Origin of the sequence: Arthrobacter sp. N199823 (assembly GCF_002929705.1) — a bacterium.
In the GTDB taxonomy this organism is placed as follows: domain Bacteria; phylum Actinomycetota; class Actinomycetes; order Actinomycetales; family Micrococcaceae; genus Specibacter.
The window spans coordinates 602,411-627,733 of record NZ_PJIN01000003.1; the positions used below are offsets into that span (position 1 = coordinate 602,411).

The window sequence follows — 25,323 nt, forward strand, 5'->3', positions numbered from 1 at the left end:
GGTACTGTAGCGAGGTTTTTTGGGGGAGTTCGGTTACCCTTGGGGCATGACTTCTGCACAGCATGTACGTAAAGCGGTAATTCCTGCAGCCGGATTGGGCACCCGATTCCTGCCTGCCACCAAGGCTATGCCCAAGGAAATGCTGCCCGTTGTTGATAAGCCTGCCATTCAGTACGTGGTTCAGGAAGCCGTCAGCGCCGGACTGACGGATGTTTTGATGATCACGGGCCGTAACAAACGCGCTCTGGAAGATCACTTTGACCGTGTTCCAGTCACCGAGCTCCTGCTGCAGGCAAAGGGCGATACCGAACGCCTCGCAGCCGTGCAGCACGCCACCGACCTCGGCGAGATTCACTACGTCCGTCAGGGTGACCCCAAGGGCCTAGGTCACGCAGTGTTGCGTGCCAAGACTCACGTGGGGAACGAGCCGTTCGCTGTTCTGCTCGGTGATGACCTGATCGATGAGCGCGATGAACTCTTGACCACAATGATCGAGGTTCAGGAACGCACCGGCGGTTCTGTGGTGGCCCTGATCGAGGTGCCCAAGGACAAGATTTCTTCCTACGGTTGCGCTGACATGACTGTCATCGAAGGCGAAGACTATGTTCGGGTCAACCACTTGGTGGAGAAGCCCGCAGTGGAGGATGCGCCGTCGAACTTGGCAGTTATTGGCCGCTACGTCCTGCACCCGGCCGTCTTCGAGGTTCTGGAGAACACCGCTCCGGGGCGAGGAGACGAAATTCAGTTGACGGATGCGCTGCAGACCTTGGCCACCATGGAGGGTGAAGGCGGCGGCGTCTACGGTGTTGTATTCTCCGGACGCCGTTACGACACCGGAGACAAGCTCAGCTACCTCAAGGCTGTCGTTACCCTGGGTTGCGAGAACGAAGAGCTGGGTGCGGATCTGCGCGAGTGGCTGGGCGAGTTCACAGCCGACCTTCAGGCCTAAATTCGTGTGGGGACGGGCCATCTGGCCAGTAACGTTGGAATCCGGCGATTTGATCCTGCGCCCCATCAAGATTCGCGATCAGGGGGAGTGGACGCGGGTCCGCACACGCAATGCGGCGTGGCTGGAACCCTGGGAAGCTAGCAGCCCCGCGGGCCCGAGCCAACTCCCCACCTATGCGGGGATGGTTCGCGTCCTGAACCAGCAAGCCAAGGACGCTGCGGCGTTGCCGTTCATCATCACCGAGCGGGTCCCGGGGTTGTCCAAACCGGCCATTGTTGGGCAGCTGACTGTTTCCTCGATTGTCTGGGGATCGGCCATGTCGGCAACCTTAGGTTACTGGGTGGACCAGGACCGGGCCGGCCGGGGCATTGTGCCGACGGCAGTTGCCATGGCGACCGACCACTGTTTTCAGGCGTTGGGGCTGCATCGGATGGAAATTAACATTCGCCCGGAAAACGTTGCAAGCCTCCGGGTTGTGGAGAAGCTGGGCTTTCGTGACGAAGGATTGCGTCCGCGGTACCTGCACATCAATGGTCGGTGGGCAGATCACCGCAGTTTCGCGCTGACGGCCGAGGAAGTCCCTGAAGGGATTCTGGCCCGCTGGCTGGCTCGATGATTCCGTCAGTCACGATTCGCACATTTCAACGTAGCTAGCACGCAGAGCATGGCTGGTGAGACTCCGTGCGTCCCGCAACGTAAGAAATGACAGTTTTTACGGCTTGGGTGGCGACACACCGGCAGTAATGCTGGAAGGGGCATGTTTCACCTTTAGGGTTGAAATGTGGCCGGACGCGCGCAGTCGGTCCACCCAATCCAGCAGTTGCAGGAGACGTCAATGGAAAGCATTACTTCCGACGCCCACACCCACGTGGAGCCGGGACCTTCATCAGCTGTGCCCTCGGAAGCAGTGAAACCGCTACGCATCCGATGGGGCAGGACGCTTTTTGCCTGTGTGGGTTTACTGGCTCTCTTGACCGCCGGCATTACAGGCGCGTTGAACGTTTTCTCTCTTGGCTCGCAGGCTCTGGCATGGACCTCCTTGGCAGTTTTTGCTGGCGTCATTGTTGCCCTTCGCTTCCTCGCTGTGCGTGATCAGACGGCACGTCGGAACGCCCGCAGTGCTGCCATTGCGGCGACTCGGGCTGAGGAAGAAGAATCCACTGTTGAGGCCCCTGAGCCTCGGGAAACTACACTTTTCGACCGCGCAGAGGGTGCCGAACCCGCCCCGGTGCAGAAACCGCTTACAGCTGAAGAGCTGCGCGCGGCAGCCATGCGCGTGGCTGCTAAGGGCAGCGCCGATGCCAAGCTGGCACATACCCAGACGCTGGCTGAAGGCGAACTGGAAACTGAAACGTGGGAGCCCGTTGAGGTTCCCGTTCCCGGTTATGTGACGGCCGCCCGAGCGCTGAGCTTGGAGAAGCCGCTGAATCTGCCGGAGGCGCCAAAGTCCGCTGGTACCTCCATCAAGGCTGATCAGGCCGGAGTAGGAACTGCCTCGGGTCATGTAGGGGTGGCAGCCGTTCCGGATGCTCCGCTGGAAGAGGGCCAGGCTCCTGCGAAGCCAGTGTCGCCTGCGGTTGCCGAACGCAGCCAATACGCCTTGAATAACTTGGATGATGTCCTCCAGAGGCGCAGAGCCTAACTTTTCATACTTGTCGAACAGCCGGGTCCTTTGGGCCCGGCTGTTTTGCTGTCCTTTCTGGCGTACTGTGAGCTCCATGGTGTTGATCGCAGTGGCGGGAGGAACCGGGTTGGCCGGACGGGCCGTGGTGGCCCATGCCGTTGCCGCCGGGCATCAGGTGCGCTCGTTGAGCCGGTATTTGCCCGCACTTGAGAAACGGGTGCCCGGCGCCGAATATATCTCGGCCGACTTCCGCGCAGGCACAGGAGTGAGGCCGGGCTTGGCGGGCGTGGACGTGCTTATTGAAACGCTCGATGCCCGCTCCGGGGCCGCGTTGCGGGCGCTGCCGATTATGTCAGTTGCCGTGCTTGATGCCGCGGCCAAGGCGGGAATTTTTCGATGCGTGCTGCTGACCATTATTAACGCAGGGGAGTGCGCCAATGGGTACTACCAGGCCCAGGCTGCGCGTGCCCTCAGCTACAAAAAATCGGGCATGTCCACCACTGTGGTGGAGGCTGCCCAATTCCACAACTTAGTAGCTGGGATCTTCTCGACAGGAGCCAAAGTGGGGGTCATCCCGTCCTTCAGAGGGGTTTCCTTCCAATCACTTTCGACGCCGGACCTGGCGGAAGTCCTTGTGACGCACGCGTTGCGTGACGGAGCCGAAAAGCGCCTCGTGTTTGCTGGCGGGCCGGATGTACAGTCGATGCAACAGATGGCCCAAGCTTGGAAGTCGGCCACCGGCAGTAAGTCCGTTGTAACGCCGCTGCCGTTACCTGGTTCTCTCGGTGTATTTCTGAGAGCGGGGAAGAATTTGCTTCCTGACCTTTCTGCCGGGCCTGTGGGTACCGGAGGGGGAGAGGTTGTGCTCGGTTCCGTGGGGTTCGGTGAGTGGCTGGCCGGCCGAGCCACGGCCTGAACGTAGGCCACTCAAAGTGGGCCGGGGCGCCTTTTGGGCCTGATTTTGTGCGTTGGGCCATCGCGGGTTTATTCTGGAAAAACCACGCCGAGCTGCAGCAATGCGAGACGAGTTTGGGGCTATGGCGCAGTTGGTAGCGCGCTTCGTTCGCATCGAAGAGGTCAGGAGTTCGAATCTCCTTAGCTCCACCAAAAAGTCCTCCTGCCGCGGAGGCCAGCCGCTCCGCGGCACTTAGTGGCGTAAAGGCGGCTGGCGCCTACAACCCGCAGAGGTCGGCGTAGAAGCGCTCCGTGCCCATCTTCTGAATACCAAATCAGTCGCAAAGAATCCATTGTCTTTCCAAAAAACCGGGTATATCGTTAGGTATCGGTAAGTATCGTTCGCGATTGATTAAGGAGAGCAAAATGCACAATTCATTCCCTGCAGGTGGATTCATGGGCAATAACTTTGACGGCATGTGGCAGGCCGTGGAGGAGTTTCGCTCGCGATTCGAAAAACCTTCCGGAACCCGCGCTGGCCGTGGAGAGCTGCGTTCGGCGGTGTTAGCTCTGCTTGCCGAACGGCCCATGCACGGCTACCAAATCATCCGTGAAATTGAAGAGCGAAGCAAGGGGAGTTGGAAGCCCAGCGCCGGTTCCGTTTATCCAACACTCCAGCTGTTGGCTGATGAAGGCTTGGTCAGCGCAGAGGAGTCCAACGGTCGCAAAATCTACTCGTTGACTGACGCCGGCCGGTCCGACGTCGCCAGTTCTGAAACGAAAGCACCTTGGGACTCCGCCAGCCCGGCATCGGTTGGTGGCTTCGCGGCGTTGCCTAAGGCAGGGGTGGAACTCGCTCAAGCCGCGGCCCAAGTGGGGCGCACCGGTTCGCCGGAACAGGTTGAGGAAGCCGTTCAAGTACTCAAAGAAGCACGGCGCCGGCTCTACTCCATCCTCGCCCAGGACTGACTGGGTGACCCCGGTCCGTCGGAAGGAACCAAAGCCCGGCGCCGGTCAATACCGTGCCCGCTCCCGGAGGATTCTGCGGTTTGCGGCGTGGCATTTAGCGGTGACGTGGTGGTTTGAACTCGTTCTGCCGCGCATCGGACTTGGCAAGATTGCCGAACGCAATCGTGCCAAGCGGATGCGGCGCTTTGCACAGCGATTCCACGACTTGGCGGTGGAACTCGGCGGCTTGATGATCAAGGTGGGGCAGTTCATGTCCTCCCGACTTGATGTGCTCCCGCCGGAGATCACTGCAGAACTCGAAGGGCTGCAGGATGAGGTGCCACCTTTCCCGTTTGCCGCCATCCGGGACTTGGCCGAGGCTGAGCTGGGTGCCTCGCTGGGCACGCTGTTCGCATCGGTGGATCAATCACCCATTGCTGCCGCATCCCTCGGCCAGGCGCACCGAGCCTGGCTTCGTCCCGACGATGTTGCTGACACGGGACTGAGCGCTGTGGTGTTGAAGGTACAACGGCCGGGTATTGATGAAATCGTCGAGGTTGATCTAGCCGCGCTGCGCAAAGTGGGCCGCTGGCTAAGTCATGTGCGTCTCGTGTCCGACCGGGCAAACGCGCCTGCCCTGGTTGAAGAGTTTGCCAAGACCAGTCGCGAGGAGATCGACTACCTCAATGAAGCGGCCAATTTAGAGCGCTTTGCTGCAGACTTTGCCAGCGACGATCGGGTAAGCACTCCCGCGGTGGTCTGGGAGCGGACCACGCGCCAAGTGCTCACGCTTGAAGACGTCACGGCCATCAAGATTACTGACTCCCAAGGGCTCCAAGCGGCCGGTATAGATCCGGCCAAGGTTGCCCCTGTCTTTGCTGAAATTATGTTTGAGCAGTTGTTCACGAATGGCTTTTTCCATGCGGATCCGCATCCCGGGAACATCTTCATTACGCCAAATCCCGAGCCGTCGCCGGATCACCCCTGGACCGTGACGTTCATCGACTTCGGCATGATGGGCGAGGTGTCGGCTAAGACGCGTAGCGGTCTGCGGAAGCTGCTGATCGCGGCTGCGGGCCGTGACGGTAAGGGGCTGGTTGCGGCGATCAGCGATGTGGGCGTGCTGGTGCCGTCTGCCGATACCGCTGCGCTTGAGCGGGCCATGACCGAACTCTTTGCCCGGTTTGGCGGGATGGGTTTCGCGCAGTTGCGAGATGTGGACCCGCATGAATTCCGCGAGTTTGCGCTGGAATTTGGTGACGTGGTCCGCTCACTGCCGTTCCAATTGCCGGAGAACTTCTTGCTCATCATCCGGGCAATGTCCCTGACCTCTGGCGTGTGCAGCTCTTTGGATCCCCAATTCAATTTGTGGGACTCGGTGGAACCCTTTGCCGCACAATTGCTCCGTGATGAGCGCGGAAACCTGGTGCGTGACGTCGCCAAGGAAGCGTTCGGCGTCGCATCTCTCACCTTGCGCTTGCCTAAGCGCGTAGATGCGTTACTGACCCGGGTGGAGGAAAGCTCTCTGCCGGTGACCAATCCTCGCTTGGAGCGACAAATGGCCCGGCTGATCCGCACCACACAACGTGGGGTATCCGTCGTCGTATTTGCCGCATTGATCATCTCCGGATCGGTGATCAGAGGCGACAGTGAGGTAATAGGCAACGTCCTGATGATTGCTTCTGCAGTCCCGTTGCTACATGGGCTGTGGGTAGGTCGGTCGCGTCTGTGACTCCTGCGCCAAGACGAAAATACCAGGTCTTGATTAGTTAGCCTAGCTAGTAATAAGATGAATGTAATATACATTTATCTAGCTATTGGTGATGGTGGAAACTATGCAGACGAGCTCGAAGAGGAGATGGATTGGGCTGGTTTTTATCAGCCTTGCCGTCTCCTTAATCATTGTTGATTCAACCATTGTCAACGTCGCCATCCCTGCCATCGTGGATGATTTGGGGGTCACTTCAACCCAGGTCCAGTGGATTCAAGAGTCCTACACGCTGGTGTTCGCAGCGCTGCTATTGGTCTTTGGTGTTCTTGCCGACAGATTCGGTCGGCGCAGACTTTTGCTGCTCGGTGTCATCATCTTTGCTTCAGCCTCAGTCCTAGCTGCGTTGAGCCAAAGCGGTGATTTGCTGATTGGTTCGCGTATTCTCCAGGGCATTGGCGGCGCCATGGTCTTGCCCACTACTCTCTCCATCATCAATTCCACGTTCCGAGGCAAGGAAAGGGCGCTGGCCTTTGCCATATGGGGTTCCACCATTGGTGGCATGTCAGCCGTTGGTCCTTTGCTGGGCGGATGGCTGACCACGTACTTCTCGTGGCGCTGGGCATTTGGCATCAATATCCCGCTGGGCATCATCATTGTCATCGGAGTACTCCTGTCCGTGGATGAGTCCTCCGATAGCAGTTCCAAGAAAGCCGTTGATTTTGCTGGCGCGGCGCTCTCCATAGTGACCTGCGCGGCGCTTGTTTTTGGGCTGATCGAAGGCCGAAATTACGGCTGGTTGCTAGTCAATAACCCCTTCAGCGTGGGCGGCTGGACGTGGCCCTTTGAGGTTTCGCCGGTTCCGTTAGCCTTTGTCATCAGTGTGCTGGCTGGTGTCATTTTCGTGAAGAACGGACGTGCGCGTGCGCGCCGGGGAGCCGCTACGCTGCTGGACTTCAGCCTCTTTTCCATCCCCTCCTTCCGTAACGGCAATATCGCGGCCATGATCGTGAGTATGGGCGAGTTCGGGATCATCTTGTCCCTCCCGATCTGGCTCCAGAACGTCTTGGGTTATTCGGCACTGCAGACAGGACTTTTGTTGCTTCCGCTGGCTGCCGGATCCTTCGCGGCCAGCGGCTTTGCCGGTGCCTTCGGCAACAAGATCAAACCGGTGACGATTGTCCGGGTAGGCATCGGGCTGGAAATCATTGGTGTGGCTTTATTGGGTGTGATGATCAGTTCCAACACACCGTGGGGAGCCTTTGTGCCCTTCCTGTTTATTTACGGTTTGGGCGTCGGGCTCGCTACGGCACAGCTCACAGGAGTGGTCCTGAAAGATATTTCTCCGTTGAAGAGTGGACAGGCCTCTGGGACTCAAAGCACGGCCCGGCAAGTCGGTTCCGCCTTGGGTATCGCTATTTTGGGAACAGTTTTGTTCAGCACGGCCACGGTGCAGCTAGATAATTCCTTGAAGGATCAAAACCTGCCCCAGGCGGTGCGAGACAAGACTGTGACCGCAGTGGTGGAAAGTTCAGGAGCCTATATCAGCGTCCTGCAAAAGGATCCGGCCAATCAGGCTGTTGCGGAGGCTGCTCGTGAAGCGTTCTCCAACGGAACTAAATACTCCGCGTACTTCGCCGCCGGATTCCTGACCTTGGGCCTGATCGCCACTGCGTCCTTGGGTGGGGGAGGGCCCAGAAGAGACCCTGCCCGGGGAATGGACGACGACGTCGAAGAACCCGCTACGCCTGCCTGATCGGCGCATGGTGTCATCACGTAGATAGGCCACTGTCACTTGGTCGAGGTGGGCAGGCCTAGGAGCAGTCAGAAGTATGTCTCGTCGTCTTGGGGGACGTAGGAAAGAAGGCTGATGCTGTTAAGCATCAGCCTTCTCAATGGCTTCTTGTAATCTAAGTGTCTCGGTATTCGACGAGCATGATTGAGCCTCGGGGGGCGATTGTTACTTTGGTCTGCGAGAATCCCCGAGGCCACCGATGGCGTCGTACTCAATCTGTCCAGTCCGGGGATCGAACTGCGGCCGTTGCAGGTGTGCAAACTCGCCTGCTGTGCGTCCTCCGAATGGCCGGCCGTGATCTGCGTATTCCTCCCGGAAGAAGACCAGACGCCACGGTCCCAAGATGATTCTGGCACCCGTACGCAGGATCCTTGCCTCCGAGCCCTTAGGGACATCGCCGTGCGGAACAAAAACGTACTCGTCTTGATCTGTATGAAGAATTTTCCCGTGAATCGCGGCAAGGTCAGGCAATTTGAAGTGTGCTTCGTCCCCGCTTCCCAGCACCGTGGTTTCTAAAGTGAGGTTATATTCGTGTGGCGGGAGGCCGTCCCACGTTGCACTGTCCCGGACAAAGATAAGGCGTGGCCGTCCTCCTCCTCGCGCGTAATGAGTAGTTGTGGGCCTCATTCGATACCGCCGTTGGAAAGTTGGCGATAGCGGAAGTGGGGTGGACGGTGGCATGAGGCTTGCACTGTCACGTCCAGGTCCTTGCGCCTTGACCACGGTGGCCCAGGTGCTCGCCTTGCCCAGCTTGATATGAGGTGACCTGGTGATGATTTTCTGGATAGCGGAGACTTCTACTGCCCCGATGCTGGCAATGGTTCCTTCCGGAACGGAAATTCTCACGGTAATTCCCCGCTGTGCCAAGGCTTCAGCCGCAACCCGCAAGGCTGGCAATTGTCTCCTGGAGCCAAGCCTGAACAGGGCTGCGCTGTCCGTGTGGACGTGAATTTCCCGCCCGCTTGCCTCGATTCTTCCCCTGACCACGGTGGCTTCATGGTCTCCGTCTGCAGGCAGGGTGGTGGAGAACTCAAGATCAATGTCAAAACGCATGGCTCACCGCCTACTGCTGTAATTCAGCGGAAGAAGCGCTCTCATTGTCACTGGTGGTCACTCGCATTGTGCCATTGAATTTCCATGTTGCCCTCGGCGCATCAGGCCCGATATCCCGTGGGACCTCAACCGTCATGTCCATGAAGCTGTAGTTGACCACTGCTCCACGGCCAGTGAGATAGGACCAGAGCTGCTGGCCCAAATCGGACCAATCGCTAACTGGCACTGATCGGAAATCCTCGGCGAGCGAATCGTTGTCAGTCATGACGTTCCCTTCACATTGGTTCTAGCTGCCAGGTGTTGACTGCCAGCAGCGACTGGGCACTCAGCTCGGGTGCGGCAGCTGGTGATTGTGCGCTTGATGTAACCATAATGATGTCCCGAGCAGATTGCTAGAGTGGCATACTTCACACGAAGGTAACAGTTAAAATTTCTTACACCTAGCCAGGTTGGAAGCTTTAGTCGCCACGGCTTGGGTGGAATTGGCGTTGCACCTTGCCGCATGGGCAACAGGGCTCAAGCCGCTCGGTACAACGGCTCAAAGTCGTGGCGTCGTAGAGAACTTCGGTGATGTGGTGCCGGCTCGTTTCGGCAGTGCCGCTGCTCTATAGCCTGTGGAGCGGGCGGCGCTTTCTCCTATGAGCCCATATCAAAGCGCCTGTGCCGAGGATCAATGCCACGGCGGCTGCCGCCTTGAGCTTCGTCAGTCAGAGCCTGGCCGAAACCACCAAACCGAGAAACCCGAGATAGCCCAGAGTCCCCGTGTTCCACTGCGGTGACGGTCGGCCGTCCATCCCGGAGATGAGGGTGTACGTTCCAGGGTTGCGAACGTGGAGGGCTGATCCTGCCCTGTTAGTTGGGCGGCCGACATGCTCAAACCACAACAGCACGCCGGCTGATGTCATGGAAAGTCCCATCTCATTCAAGGAGGGACACTTAAGCGCCCGTGTCTGCTATCTATCGCGACCCTCATCACAGTTGTTTTGATTCATTCAAAACAACTGTTAGGGTTGAAGCATGGCAGAAGATACGCAGCAAGAAGTCTTGGCGGGCAGGCTCAGGTCGGCCCAGCTGAAGGTGACGGCACCCCGGATTGCGGTCCTTGGTGTTTTGTCCGGCCATGGACATCTTGATGCGGACTCAGTATTTTCAGCAGTCACCCAGCAGCTACCCAAGACATCCCTGCAAGCTGTCTACGGTGTGCTCTCAGCGTTGGTCACTTCCGGTTTGGTTCGCAAGATTGAACCAGCAGGTTCGCCGGCGCTCTACGAAGCCCGGGTGGGGGATAACCACCACCACCTCGTCTGCTTGAACTGCAAACGCGTCGAAGACGTGGACTGCGTCATCGGCGAGAGCCCCTGCCTGACGCCGTCGAACCTTCACGGCTTCGCTGTCCAGGTCGCAGAAATCACCTTCTGGGGCGTTTGCTCCAGCTGCCAAGCGGCCACGGCTGAACTTGAGCCGACTTCATAGCTAGCCAAAACCACGGCTAAGCACCCGGCTCAGTTTTCGCTGACCTAAACCAACAACTACGACGTGGCGCGATTCGCCACGCCTCGCTCCATCGCGCCATCATTCAACCAAGGAGACACCTTGAATACCACTTTCACAGCATCGAATTTCACAGCATCCAAGCACACCATTGTCCGTTTTTTCACGGAAGCAACAGCAGATGGGGGCTCACTTTCGGCCACCCCAGCGCTCAGTGGTTCATATGTAACCACCGCGGCGCCTCGCAGCAGCCAGCCGGGCAGCTACGTCACAAGCGAAAAGGCCCAGCCCGGCCGCGCTGGGAGCTACGTGACCACCGCGGCGCCCCGCGCGAATCGCCCCGGCAGCTACGTGCACAGCGAACTGCGCCGCTGAAGCCAGCCCGTGGCCGCAATTCTCCCATCCCGCCCTATCGCGACTGGGTGTCGGCGTGCAGCCCGGCTAACGTTCTGGCGCGCAGGGCCGCCTTCTACCGGGGAATCCGGACCAACACTGTCGCGGTGGACACTTAGAGCGTAGCGTTTGCCCATGGACTGGAAATTGGAACTCATATTCGTGCCTGTCTCCGACGTGGACAGGGCCAAGGATTTTTACGTAAATAAGGTGGGCTTCAACGCCGACTACGATGAGCGGCCCGGAGATGGCATCCGTTTTGTGCAGCTCACGCCGCCCGGCTCGGCCTGCTCCATCGCTATCGGTGAGGGGCTGACCGACGCCGCCCCGGGCACGGCACCCATGCTGCAGATGGTGGTGGCCGATATCCAGGCAGCCCACGACCAGCTCGCGGCCAATGGTGTGGACGTCAGTGATGTGGCTGTTCTGGAATGGGGCCACTTCGTCTACTTCGCCGATCCCGACGGCAACACGTGGGCAGTGCAGTACTTGCCTAATCGCCCCAACGGCTAAAGCGCTCCACGCACGACGCCGGGTACTCACCAGAGGTGCCCCTCGTTGCGCACGGTGTCCTGCTCACCGCCACGCACGGTACCGTGCGATGGGTGGACCCGTTTAACGTTGTTGACCGTCACATGTGTATTCTTATCACGCCGCCACTATGGCGGTTGTCATCGGGATTGTAACTTTCGGCAAGACCCTGAGACGCCACGCCTCGTGCATCACAATGCGCTGGGCATCCGTCTGTCTTTGTCCGAGGATTCATCCATGACAACGCATTGTGCGTGGGCCGCCAATGGCGTCGCCCGGCACGCAACACTGTGCGTTCCTTCTGGAAACACCTTGTTCTCCTCGGCTCAGATATTGGCTTTGACGACGTCGTCAAGCTACGAGTAAAGGGAATTGTCGTGTTCAAGCAACTTTCAAAGATCGGCAAGGCATTCATGCTGCCGATCGCCATCCTGCCTGCAGCCGGCTTGCTGCTGGGCATTGGCGGGGCTCTCTCCAACCCCACCACAGTCGCGGCCTACCCAGTGCTGGATAACCATATCCTGCAGGGAATCTTCGGCGTCATGTCGGCTGCCGGAGCAACGGTCTTTGACAACCTAGCGATCCTGCTCGCCGTCGGCCTGTGCATTGGCCTCGCCAAGCGTGACAAGGGCACAGCAGCCCTCGCAGGTGTTGTTGGATACCTGGTCATGGTGGCCACCATCAAGGCACTTTTGGGGATCTTTACCCCCGATTCCGCTGCAATTGACACCGGTGTGGTTGGCGCACTCGTGGTGGGTGGTGCAGCCGTTGTGCTGCACAACCGCTTCCACAACATCCAACTGCCAGCTGTTCTGGGCTTCTTTGGCGGATCCCGCTTTGTCCCCATTGTCACGGCTTTTGCGGCCATCTTTGTTGGCGCTGCTTTCTTCCTCGTATGGCCGCCTGTCCAGATCGCGCTGGTCAACGCCGGCACGGGAATCGCCGGCATGGGCGCTTTCGGAACGTTCCTGTATGGCTCGCTGCTTCGTCTCAGCGGTGCAGCCGGTCTGCACCACATCATCTACCCCATGTTCTGGTACACCCCGCTGGGCGGCACCGAAATGGTCAACGGGGTTCAGGTGATTGGTGCGCAGAAGATTTTCTTCGCTCAGCTTGCCGACCCGAACCACGTGGGACTGTTCACCGAAGGTACCCGTTTCTTCTCAGGCCGCTTCGCCACCATGATGTTCGGTCTGCCGGGCGCCTGCCTGGCCATGTGGCATGTCATCCCCAAGGGGCGCCGCGCCAAGTACATGGGCCTGTTCGCCTCGGTTGCGCTGACCTCCTTCGTCACCGGCATCACCGAACCCATCGAGTTCATGTTCCTCTTCGTGGCACCGATTCTGTACGTGATTCACGCATTCTTCGACGGGCTCTCCTTCCTCATTGCCGACCTGCTCAACATCAGCATTGGCAACACCTTCTCCGGCGGTCTGATCGACTTCCTGCTGTTCGGAGTCTTCCAGGGCAACGATCGAACCAACTGGCTGCTGGTCATCCCCGTGGGCATCGTCTGGTTCTTCCTGTACTACTTCACGTTCAAATTCGTTATCAAGAAGTTCAAGTTCGGTACCCCCGGTCACTTGGAAGATACGCTCGGGAACGACGTCGATGCCGCCGCTGCTGGCGACGCTGAGCTGGTCCCCGCAAATGTAGGAGACGCCGAAGCTGGTACCTCGATTCAGCGGGAGGCCGCACAGGTCCTCGCCGCACTGGGCGGGGCGGAGAACCTCGAAGAGGTTGACGCCTGCATCACCCGCCTTCGTGTGTCCGTCAAGGACCCCAGTCAGGTGGACAAAGAGAAATTGAAGAAGCTTGGCGCGGCCGGTGTGTTTGAGGTCAGTGGCGGCGTTCAGGCCGTCTTCGGTGGCAAGGCAGTGCTGTACAAGAGCGCGATTAATGAAAGTCTGGGTCTTGACGACTAGTCACTCGACCAACGCTTACCAACTCTAGGAGTCACCCAAGTTGCTGAAAATGTTCAAGAAAAAGGGCGAGCAAATCTTCGCCCCGACCGCAGGAACCGTCATGGCTCTGGCCGATGTGCCCGACCCGGTTTTCGCCAGCGGAGCGGTAGGCGAGGGATTCGCCGTCGAACCTTCCGAGGGTTCCTTCACCAGCCCGGTAGATGGGGAGCTGATCCTGGTTGCCAAGACGCTCCACGCCTTTGCTGTGCGTACGGATGGTGGGGCAGAAATCCTGGTCCACATCGGAATGGACACCGTCAAGCTCAAGGGTGCGGGTTTCACAGCGCACCGAGCCAAGGGCGAGCAGGTCAAGCGCGGCGATGTCATCATCACCTGCGATCTGGCCCAGATGACACCGCTGGTCCCCTCCATGGTCACGCCGGTTCTGCTGACCAATGGTAAAGATTTCGCCATTGCCGAAACCGAAATCGGTGCAGCCGACGGAACGCCTATCATTACCGTTCGGAAGAAATAGCATGCTGGCCTTCACAGGTGCTGCCTGCGCCTTTGCCACTGAACAGATCGCAGCACCATGGATCTGAGCAGGGGAAGCTCCGCAACCATCAAGCGGGTCTACAACAACAACGTTCTTCTCGCCGAGCTTCATGACGGCAGTGACATGGTTCTTGTGGGCAAGGGAATCGGGTTCAATCACAAACCCGGGGAACTCATTGCGCTTGACACTGCGGATCAGAGGTTTGTTCCTGATGGCAGTTATGCTGCCAGCCACGTTGCCGGGGTGCTCGGCGATGCTCCCATGGAGCAGATTGAAGTGGTTCAGGAAATTATGGCGATGGCTCAAACCGAACTGAAATTGGAGCCCCGGCAGTCATTGCTGGTCCCGATTTTGGATCATTTGGGTTTCGCCGTGCAGCGCGCCAGTGAAGCCCTGAGGGTCGACTTCCCACTCCGCTGGGAGGTCGCCCAGCTATACCCTGCTGAAGGAAATTTGGGCAGGCGAGTTGTTGCGCTCATCAAGGAACGGCTCGGCGTCGTTTTGCAGGAAGAAGAATGGGTGGCGTTTGCCCTCCACTTCGTCAACCAGCAGTGGTCTAAGGCTGATTTCTCCAAAACGGTCTCCATGACCGAGACCATCGCCGGAGTCTTTTCCCTGCTGTCCTCGCGCTGGGGCACCAATATCGACGAGAACAAGCTGAGCTCGGCCCGCTTTGTAACCCACCTGCGCTATCTTTTTGCGCGATCGCTCGAAGCCACCAGCTCCGCGGCTTTCGAGGTGGATGTTTTAGCCTCCGTGCGGCAGGCCTACCCGGAAGCGGCCGACGCGGCCCTCGAGATTGCAGTGCACATCGGGGCCGCCCTTCGCCGGAAACTCAGTGATGCCGAGGTGTCCTACCTGGCACTGCATACAAGTCGGCTTTATGTCGAAATGCTCAATACTTAGGATTCATTCATGATTGACACAGCTACTGCCATCACCGGAACGGGTGTTGTGGCTGGGCTAGGCTACGCTCCGGTTCAATGGGTAAAACCAGCGCCAATTCTGCCCCTGGGCCATGACAGGCTCGTTGGCGAAGCCCTCCGAGACGCCGAAGTGACTCGCTGGAAAGCAGCCGTTGAGACGGTGGCTTCCCGGCTCACTCTCCGTGCGGCAACCAACTCGGGGGCGGCAGCTGAAGTCCTTGGCGCAACCGCCGCCCTGGCTACTGACCGCGGACTGCAGCGAGCTGCAGGCAAGCTCATGGCAGCCGGATCCACCGCCGAAGCCGCCACCGTTGATTCGATTGCACAATTCATCGTGAAGTTTGAAAAGCTTGGCGGGCTGATGGCTGAACGGGTCACGGACCTTGGCGACATCCGCAACCGGGTGGTCTCCGAGTTGCTTGGCTTGCCGGAGCCCGGCGTCCCCACTCCGGTTGCCCCCATCATCTTGTTGGCTGAGGACTTAGCTCCTGCGGATACGGCGACGCTTGACCCAGCCTTGATCCATGGCATCGCCACCCGCTTGGGCGGACCCACCAGTCACACGGCCATCATTGCCCGGCAGCTGGGAATTCCCTGCGTGGTGGCTGCTACAGATCTGCAGGATGTGCCGGACGGCGCAATGGCCCTGATCGATGGCGCTGCTGGAACAGTGGAAGTTGGTGCCGACCCGGAGCAAGCTGAAGCAAAGGTACAGGCAGATGCTGCACGCCGAGCCGCTGTCCAGTCCTGGAAGGGGCCCGGCCGCACTCAAGATGGCACCGCTGTCGAAGTTTTGGCTAACGTCCAAGACGGTGCCGGAGCACGTGCCGCGGCAAAATACCCGGCTGCGGGTGTAGGGCTTTTTCGCACGGAACTTTGTTTCTTGTCCGCCGCGCACGAGCCGTCGGTGGCAGAACAGGCCAGTATTTACAGTGAAGTTTTGGCAGCCTTCCCGGGGCAAAAAGTTGTCATTCGCACCCTCGATGCCGGATCAGATAAGCCTGTTCCCTTTGTTGTTCATCCTGACGAGGAGAACCCGGCATTGGGTGTACGGGGCATTCGCCTGGGCAACGCCGATCCGGGATTGTTGGAGCGTCAGCTCGATGGTATTGCCCTCGCAGCCGAACAGCAGGGCGTGGCCTCGGCTAAGGTGATGGCGCCCATGATCGCCACCGTCGATGAGGCACGCGACTTTGCTGCCGCGTGCCGGCAACGCCGGCTCTCACCGGGCATCATGGTCGAGGTGCCTTCCGCAGCGCTACTCGCGGACGCATTCTTGGCGGAAGTGGACTTCATGTCCATCGGCACCAATGACCTCACGCAGTACACCATGGCTGCTGACAGGATGGCGCCTTCACTGGCCGCACTGACAGACCCGTGGCAGCCGGCCGTATTGCGCCTCATTCGGCTCGCTGCGGCAGCTGGCACCAGCGCGCAAAAGCCTGTTGGGGTGTGTGGTGAGGCAGCAGCCGATCCGCTATTGGCCTGCATCCTGGTGGGTCTTGGCCTGAGCAGCCTGTCCATGGCACCCAACGCAGTGGCCGCCGTCGGACTTCAGCTGGAGTCCGTGACTCTGGAGCAATGTCAGCAGGGCGCAGCCGCCGTTTTGCGCTGCACCACCGCGCGCGAGGCCCGGTCCATGGCCCGCGAACTGCTTTCGTAACTATTCAAAAAAATCTTTCAAGGAGAAAAAGTATGACCACGCAAACAGTTGTTGTTGGATCACCCGTAGGCCTGCACGCGCGCCCGGCCGCCATGATTGCCACGGCCGCGGGTGCCTACGAGGAAGAGATCCTCCTGAGCATCGAGGGCGAAGATGAAGTGGATGCCACCTCGGCACTGATGATCATGACGCTCGGCGCCGATTTTGGTGCGTCTGTGACTGTGGAGTCGGAGAACGCTGCAGCAGTAGCTGAAATTGCTGCCCTGATCGCTAAGGATCTGGACTCCTAAGCAGTTTTCCCAGTTATACGCAAAGGCACCCCGATCCTCGGAGCGGGGTGCCTTTGCGTATGCCGGGTGGGTGCTTGCGGAGCAACCATCCGATTATGTGACATGAACCACTTGACGGCGTGCGCTGCATGCTGACAGGAAGAAGGTGATCGCATGGCCAGCGCCAGCGCCCGCGGCACCATTAGCGTCCACCGGTCAATAGTTCCGCTGCCCGCCACCCAATAAGGGTGAGGTCCGACGCCGTAGGGCACCGAATCGATACCGTCACCAATATTGGTGGCTAAGCTACGCCACGTCAGTCCCTGCCCGCTGAGCGTGTAAGCGGCTTCGACGGCCCAGCGGTGCGGATAGTCATCTTGGTATTTGCCGGCGTTGAGGATGGTTTGCGTTCCGGAAACGTGACGGGTGGAATTGCTGTGCAGGACTTCTCCTCTGCGAGAATGTGACGATGAGCGAAAATGTGTCGGCAAATGCGCACCCACCCGTCATGGCGGACGTGGCCGCTAAGGCAGGGGTTTCACATCAGACCGTCTCACGGGTGATCAACAACCATCCAAACGTAAGCGCCAAGACGCGCACCGTGGTCGAGGCTGCCATCGCCGAGCTGGGGTACCGGCGCAACACCGCCGCGAGGCAATTGGTGACACGCCGTTCGGAAACGCTGGGTGTAGTCGCGCACAATATGGGGCACTTTGGTCCGGCACATATTTTGTTGGGCATTCAGGAAGCTGCCCATGCTTCCGGGTACGCCGTCAACACTGTTGGCCTGCCAGATGTGAGTGAAAAAGCCATAAAAGAGACTGTTGAATACCACCTGGCACATCAGGTGGACGGGCTTGTGGTCATTGCCCCGCAGGAAGAGATTGTGCGCACCATCGAGCGGTTGAACCCGGGTGTTCCACTGGTCGCCATCGGTGACATCGGTGCTGCGGGCGTCCAAAACGTGGGTGTTGACCAGCAGCGCGGCGGTTGGTTGGCCACACAGCATTTGATCGATCAGGGGCACCGGAAGATCGCCCACATCATGGGGCCGGTGGATTGGCTTGACGCTCAAGCCCGGCGCCGCGGTTGGGAAGCTGCCCTGGCCAGTGCAGGCCTGGAAACCGGCCCGTTGTTGGTGGGGGACTGGAGCGCCGAGTCCGGTTACGAAGCCGGCAAGGCCTTGATCGACAGCACCGACTGCACGGCAGTTTTTGTTGCCAACGATCAAATGTCCCTCGGCGTGATGCGTGCGGCGTACGAGCGCCAACTGACACTCCCTCGCGACCTTTCCATCGTTGGTTTTGACGACAGCCCCGAATCTGGCTTCTACTTCCCGCCGCTGACAACCATCCGGCAGGATTTTGCTGAATTGGGTCGGCGCTGCGTAGGGATGCTCCTAGATGGCATCGCCGGCAACGATCCCTTGTTCTCGGTGCGTATTCAGCCGCATCTCATAGTGCGCGGCAGCACCGGACCACGTCCTGTGGCGCTGACACGTAGCTAGCGTCCGACGCCGGTCATGTAGTCATTCTCGTGTGTCCGGTGAGCTTTTCCGGCTCCAAAGTCCGCCGTATCTCTTTTGCATATTTTGTTAGCGTTCACAGGTTTGATGTCAAGTTCTGCGTGCCATGGTGCCCGCGTGAGACGTGGATCCTGAGATAGTTCCGTCCTGGCTCGTCATAAATACGTCGAATCGCGAACCGTCCTTTTGTCCAGGGAGTCTTTAGATCTAGGGATTTGCTGCGCCAAGAAGTATGGAAAAATGCCTCCGCTTATCTCGCTACCCTCTTGACTTGGCATTGCATTTCGGTATTGTTAGCGTTCACAAATACTTTACTTCCGGGCTGCCAAAGAAGGCTCACCGGTCGCATTGGCTGAGAGGAACGCATGGTGACGCAGGATTTATACGTAATCGGGGTTGATTACGGAACGCTGTCTGGCCGGGCCGTAGTGGTACGGGTTCGCGATGGGGCGGAGCTGGCCTCCGCCGTCGTTGAGTACCAGCATGGAGTGGTTGAGCGCTCGCTTCCGGGGTCTCTCGACAGGCTGCCCCCGGAATGGGCGTTGCAAGTTCCGGAGGACTACCGGCAGGTTCTCAAGCAGGCCGTGCCGGCCGCAGTTGCACAAGCCGGGATCGATCCTGCGAGCGTCGTGGGTATTGGAACAGACTTCACGGCCTGCACCATGGTGCCCACCACTGTGGACGGAACGCCACTCTGCGAACTGCCGGAGTGGGCCAATGAACCCCACGCCTTCATCAAGTTGTGGCGTCACCACGCTGCGCAGCCCCAAGCTGAGCGCATCAATGAGTTGGCTCGGGAGCGTAACGAGAGTTGGCTGCCGCGCTATGGTGGGCTGATCTCCTCGGAATGGGAATTTGCCAAGGGACTGCAGCTTCTGGAGGAGGCCCCGGCCGTTTATGAAGCCATGAGCCACTGGGTGGAAGCCGCCGACTGGATCGTTTGGCAGCTGACCGGCAGCTACGTCCGCAACGCCTGCACCGCCGGCTATAAGGGAATCCGCCAGGACGGGCACTATCCCTCCCAAGAGTTCCTTGCTGCCTTGAATCCCGGCTTTGCCGGCTTTGTTGTGGACAAGCTGGAACACACCATTGGCAATCTGGGTGATGTTGCCGGGACGCTCAGCGCCGAAGCCGCTGGCTGGACAGGCCTGCCGGAAGGCATCCCTGTTGCCGTTGGAAATGTGGACGCTCACGTCACGGCCCCCGCAGCCAAGGCCGTCGAGCCGGGGCAGATGGTTGCCATCATGGGAACCTCCACCTGCCACGTCATGAGCTCCAGCGAACTCCGGGAAGTCCCGGGTATGTGCGGAGTGGTCGACGGCGGAATCATCCCCGGGCTGTACGGCTACGAGGCCGGACAATCCGGCGTGGGCGATATCTTTGGCTGGTTTATCAAGAATTCAGTACCAGAGAGCTATGTTGCCAAAGCGGCCAAGCGGGGCATGGGCATTCATGAATACCTCACGTCATTAGCTGAGCGCCAGAGCATTGGTCAGCATGGTCTGATCGCTTTGGATTGGCATAGCGGCAACCGTTCGGTCCTTGTAGACCATGAACTCTCCGGCGTCGTGGTGGGCCAGACACTGGCCACGCGTCCCGAGGATGGTTACCGCGCACTCCTGGAGGCCACGGCCTTTGGTGCACGTGTCATTGTGGAAACCTTCAACACTGCCGGTGTTCCCGTGACGGAATTCATTGTGGCCGGCGGGCTCATGAAGAATCAGCTGCTCATGCAGATTTACGCCGACGTGCTGAACATGCCGTTGTCCACCATCGGCTCAAGCCAGGGCCCAGCTCTCGGCTCCGCCATCCATGCCGCCGTAGCCGCCGGGCAGTACTCGGACATCCGCTCCGCCTCGGCCGCCATGGGCAGCGTGAACAAAGCCGTTGTCACCCCCATCCCGGAAAATGTGCGCGCTTACAACGCGTTGTTTGCCGAGTACCAGCTGCTCCATGACTACTTTGGCCGGGGTACTAACGACGTCATGCACAGGCTCAAGGCCATTTCCCGCAATGCACACAACGTTGCTTTGGAGGTGGGGTCATGAGCCAGACAGATGACGCTGCAACGCCTGAGCTGTTGGCAACCATCGCCACCCTCCGCGAGGAAGTATGCGCTCTGCATGCAGAGCTGGTCCGCTATGAACTCGTGGTGTGGACGGCAGGCAATGTCTCGGCCCGGGTGCCCGGCGCAGACCTCATGGTCATCAAGCCCTCTGGGATCGACTATGGCTTGCTCACCCCCGAATCCATGGTGGTCACCGATCTCTACGGAACCCCCGCGGACGGGCCATGGGGCAATCCCGAGCTGACGCCGTCGTCCGACACGGCAGCGCACGCCTACGTTTACCGGCACATGCCAGAGGTTGGCGGCGTGGTGCACACCCATTCCAGCTACGCCACGGCGTGGGCAGTGCGCGGCGAGGCCGTCCCGTGCGTGCTAACCATGATGGGCGACGAATTCGGCGGGGAAATCCCCATCGGCCCATTCGCGCTCATTGGCGACGACTCCATAGGCCGCGGCATTGTCGAGACCCTCAGTGGCTCGCGCTCGCCGGCTGTGCTCATGCAAAACCATGGCCCGTTCACCATCGGCGCCACGGCCAGGGCTGCGGTCAAGGCCGCAGTGCTGTGCGAGGAAGTGGCCCGCACCGTGCATCTCTCACGTGAGCTGGGTCCCATGATCCCCATTGAGAGCGCACACATTGACCAACTCCACCAGCGCTACCAAAACGTCTACGGACAGTAACCCACCCACCTCGTGCTTGAAGGAATGAACATGTCTTTGAAGTTGAATAATTCCCCGCAGCTAAATAATTCGCTGGCCGGAAGCGAAGTCTGGTTCCTGACAGGAAGCCAGAACCTCTATGGCGAGGAAACCCTGCGCCAGGTGGCCGAACAGTCCGCCGAAGTGGTCAGGACCCTGCAAGAATCCAGTGAGATCCCGGTACGCGTGGTGTTCAAGGATGTGTTGAAGGACTCCGAGTCCATCCGCCGTGCAGCCCTTGACGCAAACTCGGATGACAAAGTCATCGGACTTATCGCCTGGATGCACACCTTCTCGCCTGCCAAGATGTGGATCCGCGGCCTTACGGAATTGAACAAGCCGCTGCTGCACCTGCACACCCAGGCCAACGAGGCGCTGCCGTGGGCTGACATTGACTTTGATTTCATGAACCTGAACCAGGCCGCCCACGGCGACCGGGAATTCGGCTACATCCAGTCCCGCATGGGCGTTGCGCGCAAGACCGTGGTGGGCCATGTGTCCAACCCGCTGGTGCGTGAGAAGATCGGGACTTGGACGCGTGCGGCAGCCGCCGTCGCCCAGGTCCGCACCCTGAAACTTGCCCGTTTTGGCGACAACATGCGCAATGTGGCCGTCACCGAGGGCGACAAGACCGAGGCGGAAATCCGCTTTGGTGTCTCGGTCAACAGCTGGTCCGTCAACGAACTGGTGGAGGCCGTTGATGCCTCCTCCGAGTCCGACGTCGACGCCCTCATCGAGGAGTACCTGCGCCTCTACAACGTGGCACCGGAACTGCACCCTGGCGCCGAACGCCACGATTCCCTGCGCTACGGGGCCAAGATTGAACTGGGCCTGCGCAGCTTCCTCGAAGCCGGTGATTTCGGGGCTTTCACTACCAATTTCGAGGACCTGGGCGGCCTGCGCCAGCTCCCCGGCCTGGCCGTGCAGCGGCTTATGGCTGACGGCTACGGCTTCGGTGCCGAGGGCGACTGGAAGACCGCCGTGCTGATCCGCGCGGCCAAGGTCATGGGCGAAGGCCTGCCCGGCGGGGCCTCCCTTATGGAGGACTACACCTACCATCTGGTCCCCGGCCAGGAAAAGATCCTGGGCGCACACATGCTCGAGGTCTGCCCGTCACTGACAGCCGGCAAGCCCTCGCTGGAGGTCCACCCGCTCGGAATTGGTGGCCGCGAGGATCCCGTGCGCTTGGTGTTCGACGCCGATCCCGGCGCCGGCGTGGTGGTGGCCATGTCCGACATGCGCGAGCGCTTCCGCCTCACCGCCAACAAGGTTGAGGTTGTCCCGCTGGATGAGCCGCTGCCTAATCTTCCCGTGGCCCGCGCCGTGTGGAAGCCGCTGCCCAACTTTGCCACTTCTGCTGCTGCCTGGCTAGAGGCGGGCGCAGCCCACCACACAGTCATGAGCACCGCCGTCGGCATTGAGGCGTTCGAAGATTTTGCCGACATCTTCGAAGCCGAACTCCTGGTCATTGACGAGGACACCACGCAGCGCGGCTTTGCCCGTGAGATCCGCTGGAACCAGGCGTACTACCGCCTGGCGCAGGGGTTCTAGAAATTCAGGTTCCCAGCAGGTGGAAACAAAGCGGCGCCCGTCCAGTTCTTGGACGGGCGCCGCTTTGTTTATGGTGAGTTTAGAGAATGCTGAACATCTGGCAGGGGCACGACACGGCCAAGGGCAGCTGCTCCACATCCACCGGCCACCTGTCGCGCGGTGACCAGCCAAGGTCTGCCAGCGCGTTGCCGGTGTCCCACCGCGTGGCCGAATCTGCGGAGACTGCGTTGTAAATGCCGAAGCCTGCCGGCCGGGCCAGCGCGGCGCGAACCAGACGGATCAAATCCTCCGTCGACAACCATGTCAGGGCGTACTGCTGCTCAACCAGCGCCCATCCTGTCAGGCCCAGCCGCAAGCACGATACCGCGTTGCCCTGCGCATCCTGATACAGCCGGGCCAGCGCCTCGATGGCCACTTTGCTAGCACCATAGGGACAGCACGGGCGGGGGATAGCTAGAGGGCTGATCCCATGCGCGCCATCTCGATAATCCATACCGCTGGCATGCACCGAGCTGGCCACCACCGTGCGGCCCACCCCGGCATCTGCTGCGGCATCGAAAAGCGACGCTGCCATGTCCACATTCCCCATTGCCTCCTCGGCCGAAGCGGCAGGGGAGGCGTTAGCAGCAAGGTGAATGACGACGTCGGACTCCTCAACACAATGCCGGGCAAAGCCGGCGTCGCGGAGATCTCCCACCATTAGCTCATCACCGGGTTCGATGACACCTGGCAGGGGAGCGGTCTGGGACGTAATCCGGAGGCGGTAATCGAGGCGCAAACCCGGCAGCAGCAGCTGCCCCACGATTCCGGTTCCGCCCGTGAGCAAGAGCAGTGGTTTCACGCCCGAGCCGTCCTTTCGTATTACTTGCTGATGCCTACCGTCATGCCTTCAACAATGCGCCGTCCAAGCCAGATGAACAACGCCAGAACGGGTGTGACAACCAGTACGATCCCGGCGAAGAGCCCGCCCCAATCGGCCCCATTGAACTGGGACTGATCCAGGAATGCAAGGAGCGCAATGGGCAGGGTCCGGTTCTCCGCCGTGGTCAGCATGACCAGCGAGAACAGCGTCTCATTCCAGCCACTGATGACTGCCAGCATAAACGCCGTCACCAAACCCGAGCGTGCCAGTGGCAGCACGATCTGAATAAACGTGCGGATACCGGAGGAACCATCGATTGCCGCAGCTTCCTCAATTTCCACTGGCAGAGAGCGGAAGAACCCCGCCAGCAAGAACACTGTGAAGGGGATGCCCAAGCCCACCATGACCACAATAAGTCCCTGCACGCTGTTGATCATTTTCAAGTGGGAGATGTCCTGGAACTTAGCCAACATGACATAGATCGGTACTAGGAGTACCTGCCCGGGAACGCCCAGACCCAGCACAAACATCAACGTGAACGTCGAGGAGAGTCTCCGGGTGGACTTGGCCAGAACATAGGCGGCCGGGGCAGCAATCGCCACCACCAGGAGGGAAGAAACAACTGTGGCGACCACTGAGTTAATGGCTGCAATGCCGAACCCGCCCGTGTTCCAAGCTGTGGCGAAATTCTCCCAATGAGGCTGAGTGGGGAGGCCCAAGGGATCGCGGGCGATGTCGCGGGTATCGCGCAGGGACGTCATCACCATCCAAACAACCAGGAAGAGATTGAAGGCCACCAAGAGCCAGACAATGACCCGCCCGATCATCCCGCCGATGGTGGGCCGGGACTTCATACTTGACTTGCGCCGTCGAACTTTCAGCGGCGGAAGGGACACCGCCGACTCCACCACGGGGGCGGTCGGTGATTGCGTTAGAACGTGATTCACTGCTGCACCCTTTGCTTACTAGATTTCAATGGCTTCACGGCGCAGCATGCGTCGCAGGCCGATGGTCAGAACGGTCACCAGAGCAAGGCTGACGATTGCGGCCGCCGCGGAAACACCGAATTCACGGGATCCGCCGCCGAAGGCAGCTTGGTAAACGTAGAGCGCCGTGGACCAGGTGCTGGCTGGAGGCGCCTGTGCGGTGGAGCCGCCAAACACCAGGATCAACTCGAAAACCTTAACCGAGCTCATGGTCCACAGCACGGCGCAAACCGAGATCACATCCCAGGCAAGGGGGAGTGTCACATGCCGGAACTTGGCCCAAGGGCCGGCACCGTCAAGACCGGCGGCCTCATAGTAGTAAGCCGGAATCTGGTCTACTGCGGACATGATGATGGTGGTGAAGTAGCCCGTGGCGCTCCAGATCATCACGATCATGATCAAGTTGAAGAGGTTGTCTTGGGCCAGCCACTTGGGCGGGTCCTGGACTCCAACGAAGGCCAGAAGCTTGTTAATCGGACCGGCCGGGCTGAACAGGAAACCGGCAAAGATGCCGAACACCATGGCATTGATCAAAGTGGGGAAAAAGAGGACGCTGCGGACAAATTTCCGCCCCATCATGTCCCTCAGGATCATGGTCAACGCGAAGGCGAATACGAAGGTAACGATCCCAACAACGAAGAGGATCTTTAGCGTATTAACGATGGACCCAATAAATATGGGGTCCTTGGCCAGCTGGATGTAGTTATCAGCGCCTCGCCACTTGAGTTCGTTGATGCCATCCCACGTGTGCAGGCTAAGCCAGCCGGCATAGAGAATCGGGACAATGTAAAACAAGACCATCAAGAGCAGTGCTGGCAGCAACATGGGCCAGTACAAGCGCCGTCGGCTGCGTTCAATGGCGGACATGCCGGCACGCGGGCGGCCAGTACTGCGTCCGCGTGCCGGGGAAATTACGGGAGTTGCCATG

Annotated in this window: 25 protein-coding genes and 1 tRNA gene; 21 read left to right on the forward strand and 5 right to left on the reverse strand. The window is 59.6% G+C overall.

The window, feature by feature from the left end:
* Nucleotides 1-46: 46 nt before the first annotated feature.
* The 8 genes from galU to CXQ93_RS10020 all read left to right on the forward strand — a co-directional run bounded on the left by galU (nt 47) and on the right by CXQ93_RS10020 (nt 7,879).
* Nucleotides 47-949 carry a UTP--glucose-1-phosphate uridylyltransferase GalU gene (gene galU, locus CXQ93_RS09985; RefSeq protein WP_104110237.1) on the forward strand — a complete coding sequence of 301 codons (903 nt, stop codon included), beginning with the start codon at nt 47-49 and terminating at the stop codon, nt 947-949.
* Between the two features lie 4 nt (nt 950-953).
* Nucleotides 954-1,565, forward strand: a complete 612-nt coding sequence (locus CXQ93_RS09990) for a GNAT family N-acetyltransferase (protein ID WP_104110238.1) — start codon at nt 954-956, stop codon at nt 1,563-1,565.
* A gap of 219 nt (nt 1,566-1,784) precedes the next feature.
* Nucleotides 1,785-2,591 (forward strand): hypothetical protein, encoded by an 807-nt coding sequence (locus CXQ93_RS09995; protein ID WP_104110239.1) that lies wholly within the window; start codon nt 1,785-1,787, stop codon nt 2,589-2,591.
* A gap of 76 nt (nt 2,592-2,667) precedes the next feature.
* The gene (locus tag CXQ93_RS10000) at nt 2,668-3,489 is read left to right on the forward strand and encodes an SDR family oxidoreductase (RefSeq protein WP_181036107.1); all 822 of its coding nucleotides are present in this window, start codon (nt 2,668-2,670) and stop codon (nt 3,487-3,489) included.
* A 115-nt stretch (nt 3,490-3,604) separates the two neighbouring features.
* Nucleotides 3,605-3,680 (forward strand) — tRNA-Ala (locus tag CXQ93_RS10005).
* A 213-nt stretch (nt 3,681-3,893) separates the two neighbouring features.
* The gene (locus CXQ93_RS10010) at nt 3,894-4,436 is read left to right on the forward strand and encodes a PadR family transcriptional regulator (RefSeq protein ID WP_104110241.1); all 543 of its coding nucleotides are present in this window, start codon (nt 3,894-3,896) and stop codon (nt 4,434-4,436) included.
* A 4-nt stretch (nt 4,437-4,440) separates the two neighbouring features.
* The gene (locus CXQ93_RS10015; RefSeq protein ID WP_104110242.1) at nt 4,441-6,147 is read left to right on the forward strand and encodes an AarF/ABC1/UbiB kinase family protein; all 1,707 of its coding nucleotides are present in this window, start codon (nt 4,441-4,443) and stop codon (nt 6,145-6,147) included.
* A gap of 103 nt (nt 6,148-6,250) precedes the next feature.
* The gene (locus tag CXQ93_RS10020; RefSeq protein ID WP_104110329.1) at nt 6,251-7,879 is read left to right on the forward strand and encodes an MFS transporter; all 1,629 of its coding nucleotides are present in this window, start codon (nt 6,251-6,253) and stop codon (nt 7,877-7,879) included.
* A gap of 204 nt (nt 7,880-8,083) precedes the next feature.
* Here the strand turns inward: CXQ93_RS10020 and CXQ93_RS10025 are convergent, their stop codons facing one another.
* The gene (locus tag CXQ93_RS10025; protein WP_258068784.1) at nt 8,084-8,971 is read right to left on the reverse strand and encodes an FHA domain-containing protein; all 888 of its coding nucleotides are present in this window, start codon (nt 8,969-8,971) and stop codon (nt 8,084-8,086) included.
* Nucleotides 8,972-8,981: 10 nt separating this feature from the next.
* Nucleotides 8,982-9,236, reverse strand: a complete 255-nt coding sequence (locus CXQ93_RS10030) for a hypothetical protein (RefSeq protein ID WP_104110243.1) — start codon at nt 9,234-9,236, stop codon at nt 8,982-8,984.
* Between the two features lie 752 nt (nt 9,237-9,988).
* Between CXQ93_RS10030 and CXQ93_RS10040 the strand changes: the two genes are divergently transcribed.
* The 13 genes from CXQ93_RS10040 to araA all read left to right on the forward strand — a co-directional run bounded on the left by CXQ93_RS10040 (nt 9,989) and on the right by araA (nt 22,547).
* Complete coding sequence (locus CXQ93_RS10040) at nt 9,989-10,444, forward strand: Fur family transcriptional regulator (protein ID WP_104110245.1); 456 nt, start codon at nt 9,989-9,991, stop codon at nt 10,442-10,444.
* 120 nt (nt 10,445-10,564) lie between these two features.
* On the forward strand, nt 10,565-10,837 hold the full coding sequence (locus CXQ93_RS10045) for a hypothetical protein (protein WP_104110246.1): 273 nt from the start codon (nt 10,565-10,567) through the stop codon (nt 10,835-10,837).
* A 153-nt stretch (nt 10,838-10,990) separates the two neighbouring features.
* Entirely contained in the window at nt 10,991-11,368 is a 378-nt protein-coding gene (locus CXQ93_RS10050) for a glyoxalase superfamily protein (RefSeq protein WP_104110247.1), read from the forward strand.
* 255 nt (nt 11,369-11,623) lie between these two features.
* The gene (locus CXQ93_RS21085) at nt 11,624-11,752 is read left to right on the forward strand and encodes a hypothetical protein (RefSeq protein WP_256939730.1); all 129 of its coding nucleotides are present in this window, start codon (nt 11,624-11,626) and stop codon (nt 11,750-11,752) included.
* Between the two features lie 11 nt (nt 11,753-11,763).
* Complete coding sequence (locus CXQ93_RS10055; protein ID WP_104110331.1) at nt 11,764-13,311, forward strand: PTS transporter subunit EIIC; 1,548 nt, start codon at nt 11,764-11,766, stop codon at nt 13,309-13,311.
* 49 nt (nt 13,312-13,360) lie between these two features.
* Entirely contained in the window at nt 13,361-13,825 is a 465-nt protein-coding gene (locus CXQ93_RS10060) for a PTS glucose transporter subunit IIA (RefSeq protein ID WP_104110248.1), read from the forward strand.
* A gap of 57 nt (nt 13,826-13,882) precedes the next feature.
* Nucleotides 13,883-14,752 carry a PRD domain-containing protein gene (locus CXQ93_RS10065; RefSeq protein ID WP_104110249.1) on the forward strand — a complete coding sequence of 290 codons (870 nt, stop codon included), beginning with the start codon at nt 13,883-13,885 and terminating at the stop codon, nt 14,750-14,752.
* 9 nt (nt 14,753-14,761) lie between these two features.
* The gene (gene ptsP / locus CXQ93_RS10070; protein WP_104110250.1) at nt 14,762-16,435 is read left to right on the forward strand and encodes a phosphoenolpyruvate--protein phosphotransferase; all 1,674 of its coding nucleotides are present in this window, start codon (nt 14,762-14,764) and stop codon (nt 16,433-16,435) included.
* A 32-nt stretch (nt 16,436-16,467) separates the two neighbouring features.
* The gene (locus CXQ93_RS10075) at nt 16,468-16,725 is read left to right on the forward strand and encodes an HPr family phosphocarrier protein (RefSeq protein WP_104110251.1); all 258 of its coding nucleotides are present in this window, start codon (nt 16,468-16,470) and stop codon (nt 16,723-16,725) included.
* Nucleotides 16,726-17,173: 448 nt separating this feature from the next.
* Complete coding sequence (locus CXQ93_RS10080) at nt 17,174-18,211, forward strand: LacI family DNA-binding transcriptional regulator (protein ID WP_104110252.1); 1,038 nt, start codon at nt 17,174-17,176, stop codon at nt 18,209-18,211.
* A gap of 386 nt (nt 18,212-18,597) precedes the next feature.
* On the forward strand, nt 18,598-20,277 hold the full coding sequence (gene araB / locus CXQ93_RS10085) for a ribulokinase (protein ID WP_258068785.1): 1,680 nt from the start codon (nt 18,598-18,600) through the stop codon (nt 20,275-20,277).
* Nucleotides 20,274-20,978, forward strand: a complete 705-nt coding sequence (locus CXQ93_RS10090) for an L-ribulose-5-phosphate 4-epimerase (protein ID WP_104110254.1) — start codon at nt 20,274-20,276, stop codon at nt 20,976-20,978. The genes araB and CXQ93_RS10090 overlap by 4 nt, the downstream gene beginning before the upstream one ends.
* 30 nt (nt 20,979-21,008) lie before the next feature.
* Nucleotides 21,009-22,547 carry an L-arabinose isomerase gene (gene araA, locus CXQ93_RS10095; RefSeq protein ID WP_104110255.1) on the forward strand — a complete coding sequence of 513 codons (1,539 nt, stop codon included), beginning with the start codon at nt 21,009-21,011 and terminating at the stop codon, nt 22,545-22,547.
* A gap of 79 nt (nt 22,548-22,626) precedes the next feature.
* Here the strand turns inward: araA and CXQ93_RS10100 are convergent, their stop codons facing one another.
* The 3 genes from CXQ93_RS10100 to CXQ93_RS10110 are packed head-to-tail and all read right to left on the reverse strand — an operon-like array spanning nt 22,627 to nt 25,322.
* Nucleotides 22,627-23,388, reverse strand: a complete 762-nt coding sequence (locus CXQ93_RS10100; protein WP_181036108.1) for an NAD(P)-dependent oxidoreductase — start codon at nt 23,386-23,388, stop codon at nt 22,627-22,629.
* A 20-nt stretch (nt 23,389-23,408) separates the two neighbouring features.
* A complete protein-coding gene (locus CXQ93_RS10105) occupies nt 23,409-24,356 on the reverse strand; it encodes a carbohydrate ABC transporter permease (RefSeq protein WP_146073208.1) in 948 nt (315 codons plus the stop codon).
* A gap of 18 nt (nt 24,357-24,374) precedes the next feature.
* The gene (locus CXQ93_RS10110; protein ID WP_104110258.1) at nt 24,375-25,322 is read right to left on the reverse strand and encodes a carbohydrate ABC transporter permease; all 948 of its coding nucleotides are present in this window, start codon (nt 25,320-25,322) and stop codon (nt 24,375-24,377) included.
* Between the last annotated feature and the right edge of the window lies 1 nt (nt 25,323).

What these genes read in the sequence shown, in the direction of transcription:
- CXQ93_RS10010 (WP_104110241.1), top strand. Translation starts at nt 3,894, where the DNA reads ATGCACAATTCATTCCCTGCAGGTGGATTCATGGGCAATAACTTTGAC.
- galU (WP_104110237.1), top strand. Translation starts at nt 47, where the DNA reads ATGACTTCTGCACAGCATGTACGTAAAGCGGTAATTCCTGCAGCCGGA.
- CXQ93_RS10040 (WP_104110245.1), top strand. Translation starts at nt 9,989, where the DNA reads ATGGCAGAAGATACGCAGCAAGAAGTCTTGGCGGGCAGGCTCAGGTCG.
- ptsP (WP_104110250.1), top strand. Translation starts at nt 14,762, where the DNA reads ATGATTGACACAGCTACTGCCATCACCGGAACGGGTGTTGTGGCTGGG.
- CXQ93_RS10075 (WP_104110251.1), top strand. Translation starts at nt 16,468, where the DNA reads ATGACCACGCAAACAGTTGTTGTTGGATCACCCGTAGGCCTGCACGCG.
- araA (WP_104110255.1), top strand. Translation starts at nt 21,009, where the DNA reads ATGTCTTTGAAGTTGAATAATTCCCCGCAGCTAAATAATTCGCTGGCC.
- CXQ93_RS10030 (WP_104110243.1), bottom strand. Translation starts at nt 9,236, where the DNA reads ATGACTGACAACGATTCGCTCGCCGAGGATTTCCGATCAGTGCCAGTT.
- CXQ93_RS21085 (WP_256939730.1), top strand. Translation starts at nt 11,624, where the DNA reads ATGACAACGCATTGTGCGTGGGCCGCCAATGGCGTCGCCCGGCACGCA.
- CXQ93_RS10090 (WP_104110254.1), top strand. Translation starts at nt 20,274, where the DNA reads ATGAGCCAGACAGATGACGCTGCAACGCCTGAGCTGTTGGCAACCATC.
- CXQ93_RS10000 (WP_181036107.1), top strand. Translation starts at nt 2,668, where the DNA reads ATGGTGTTGATCGCAGTGGCGGGAGGAACCGGGTTGGCCGGACGGGCC.
- CXQ93_RS10110 (WP_104110258.1), bottom strand. Translation starts at nt 25,322, where the DNA reads ATGGCAACTCCCGTAATTTCCCCGGCACGCGGACGCAGTACTGGCCGC.
- CXQ93_RS09995 (WP_104110239.1), top strand. Translation starts at nt 1,785, where the DNA reads ATGGAAAGCATTACTTCCGACGCCCACACCCACGTGGAGCCGGGACCT.
- CXQ93_RS10080 (WP_104110252.1), top strand. Translation starts at nt 17,174, where the DNA reads ATGAGCGAAAATGTGTCGGCAAATGCGCACCCACCCGTCATGGCGGAC.
- CXQ93_RS10050 (WP_104110247.1), top strand. Translation starts at nt 10,991, where the DNA reads ATGGACTGGAAATTGGAACTCATATTCGTGCCTGTCTCCGACGTGGAC.
- CXQ93_RS10060 (WP_104110248.1), top strand. Translation starts at nt 13,361, where the DNA reads ATGTTCAAGAAAAAGGGCGAGCAAATCTTCGCCCCGACCGCAGGAACC.
- CXQ93_RS10025 (WP_258068784.1), bottom strand. Translation starts at nt 8,971, where the DNA reads ATGCGTTTTGACATTGATCTTGAGTTCTCCACCACCCTGCCTGCAGAC.
- CXQ93_RS10020 (WP_104110329.1), top strand. Translation starts at nt 6,251, where the DNA reads ATGCAGACGAGCTCGAAGAGGAGATGGATTGGGCTGGTTTTTATCAGC.
- CXQ93_RS10065 (WP_104110249.1), top strand. Translation starts at nt 13,883, where the DNA reads ATGGATCTGAGCAGGGGAAGCTCCGCAACCATCAAGCGGGTCTACAAC.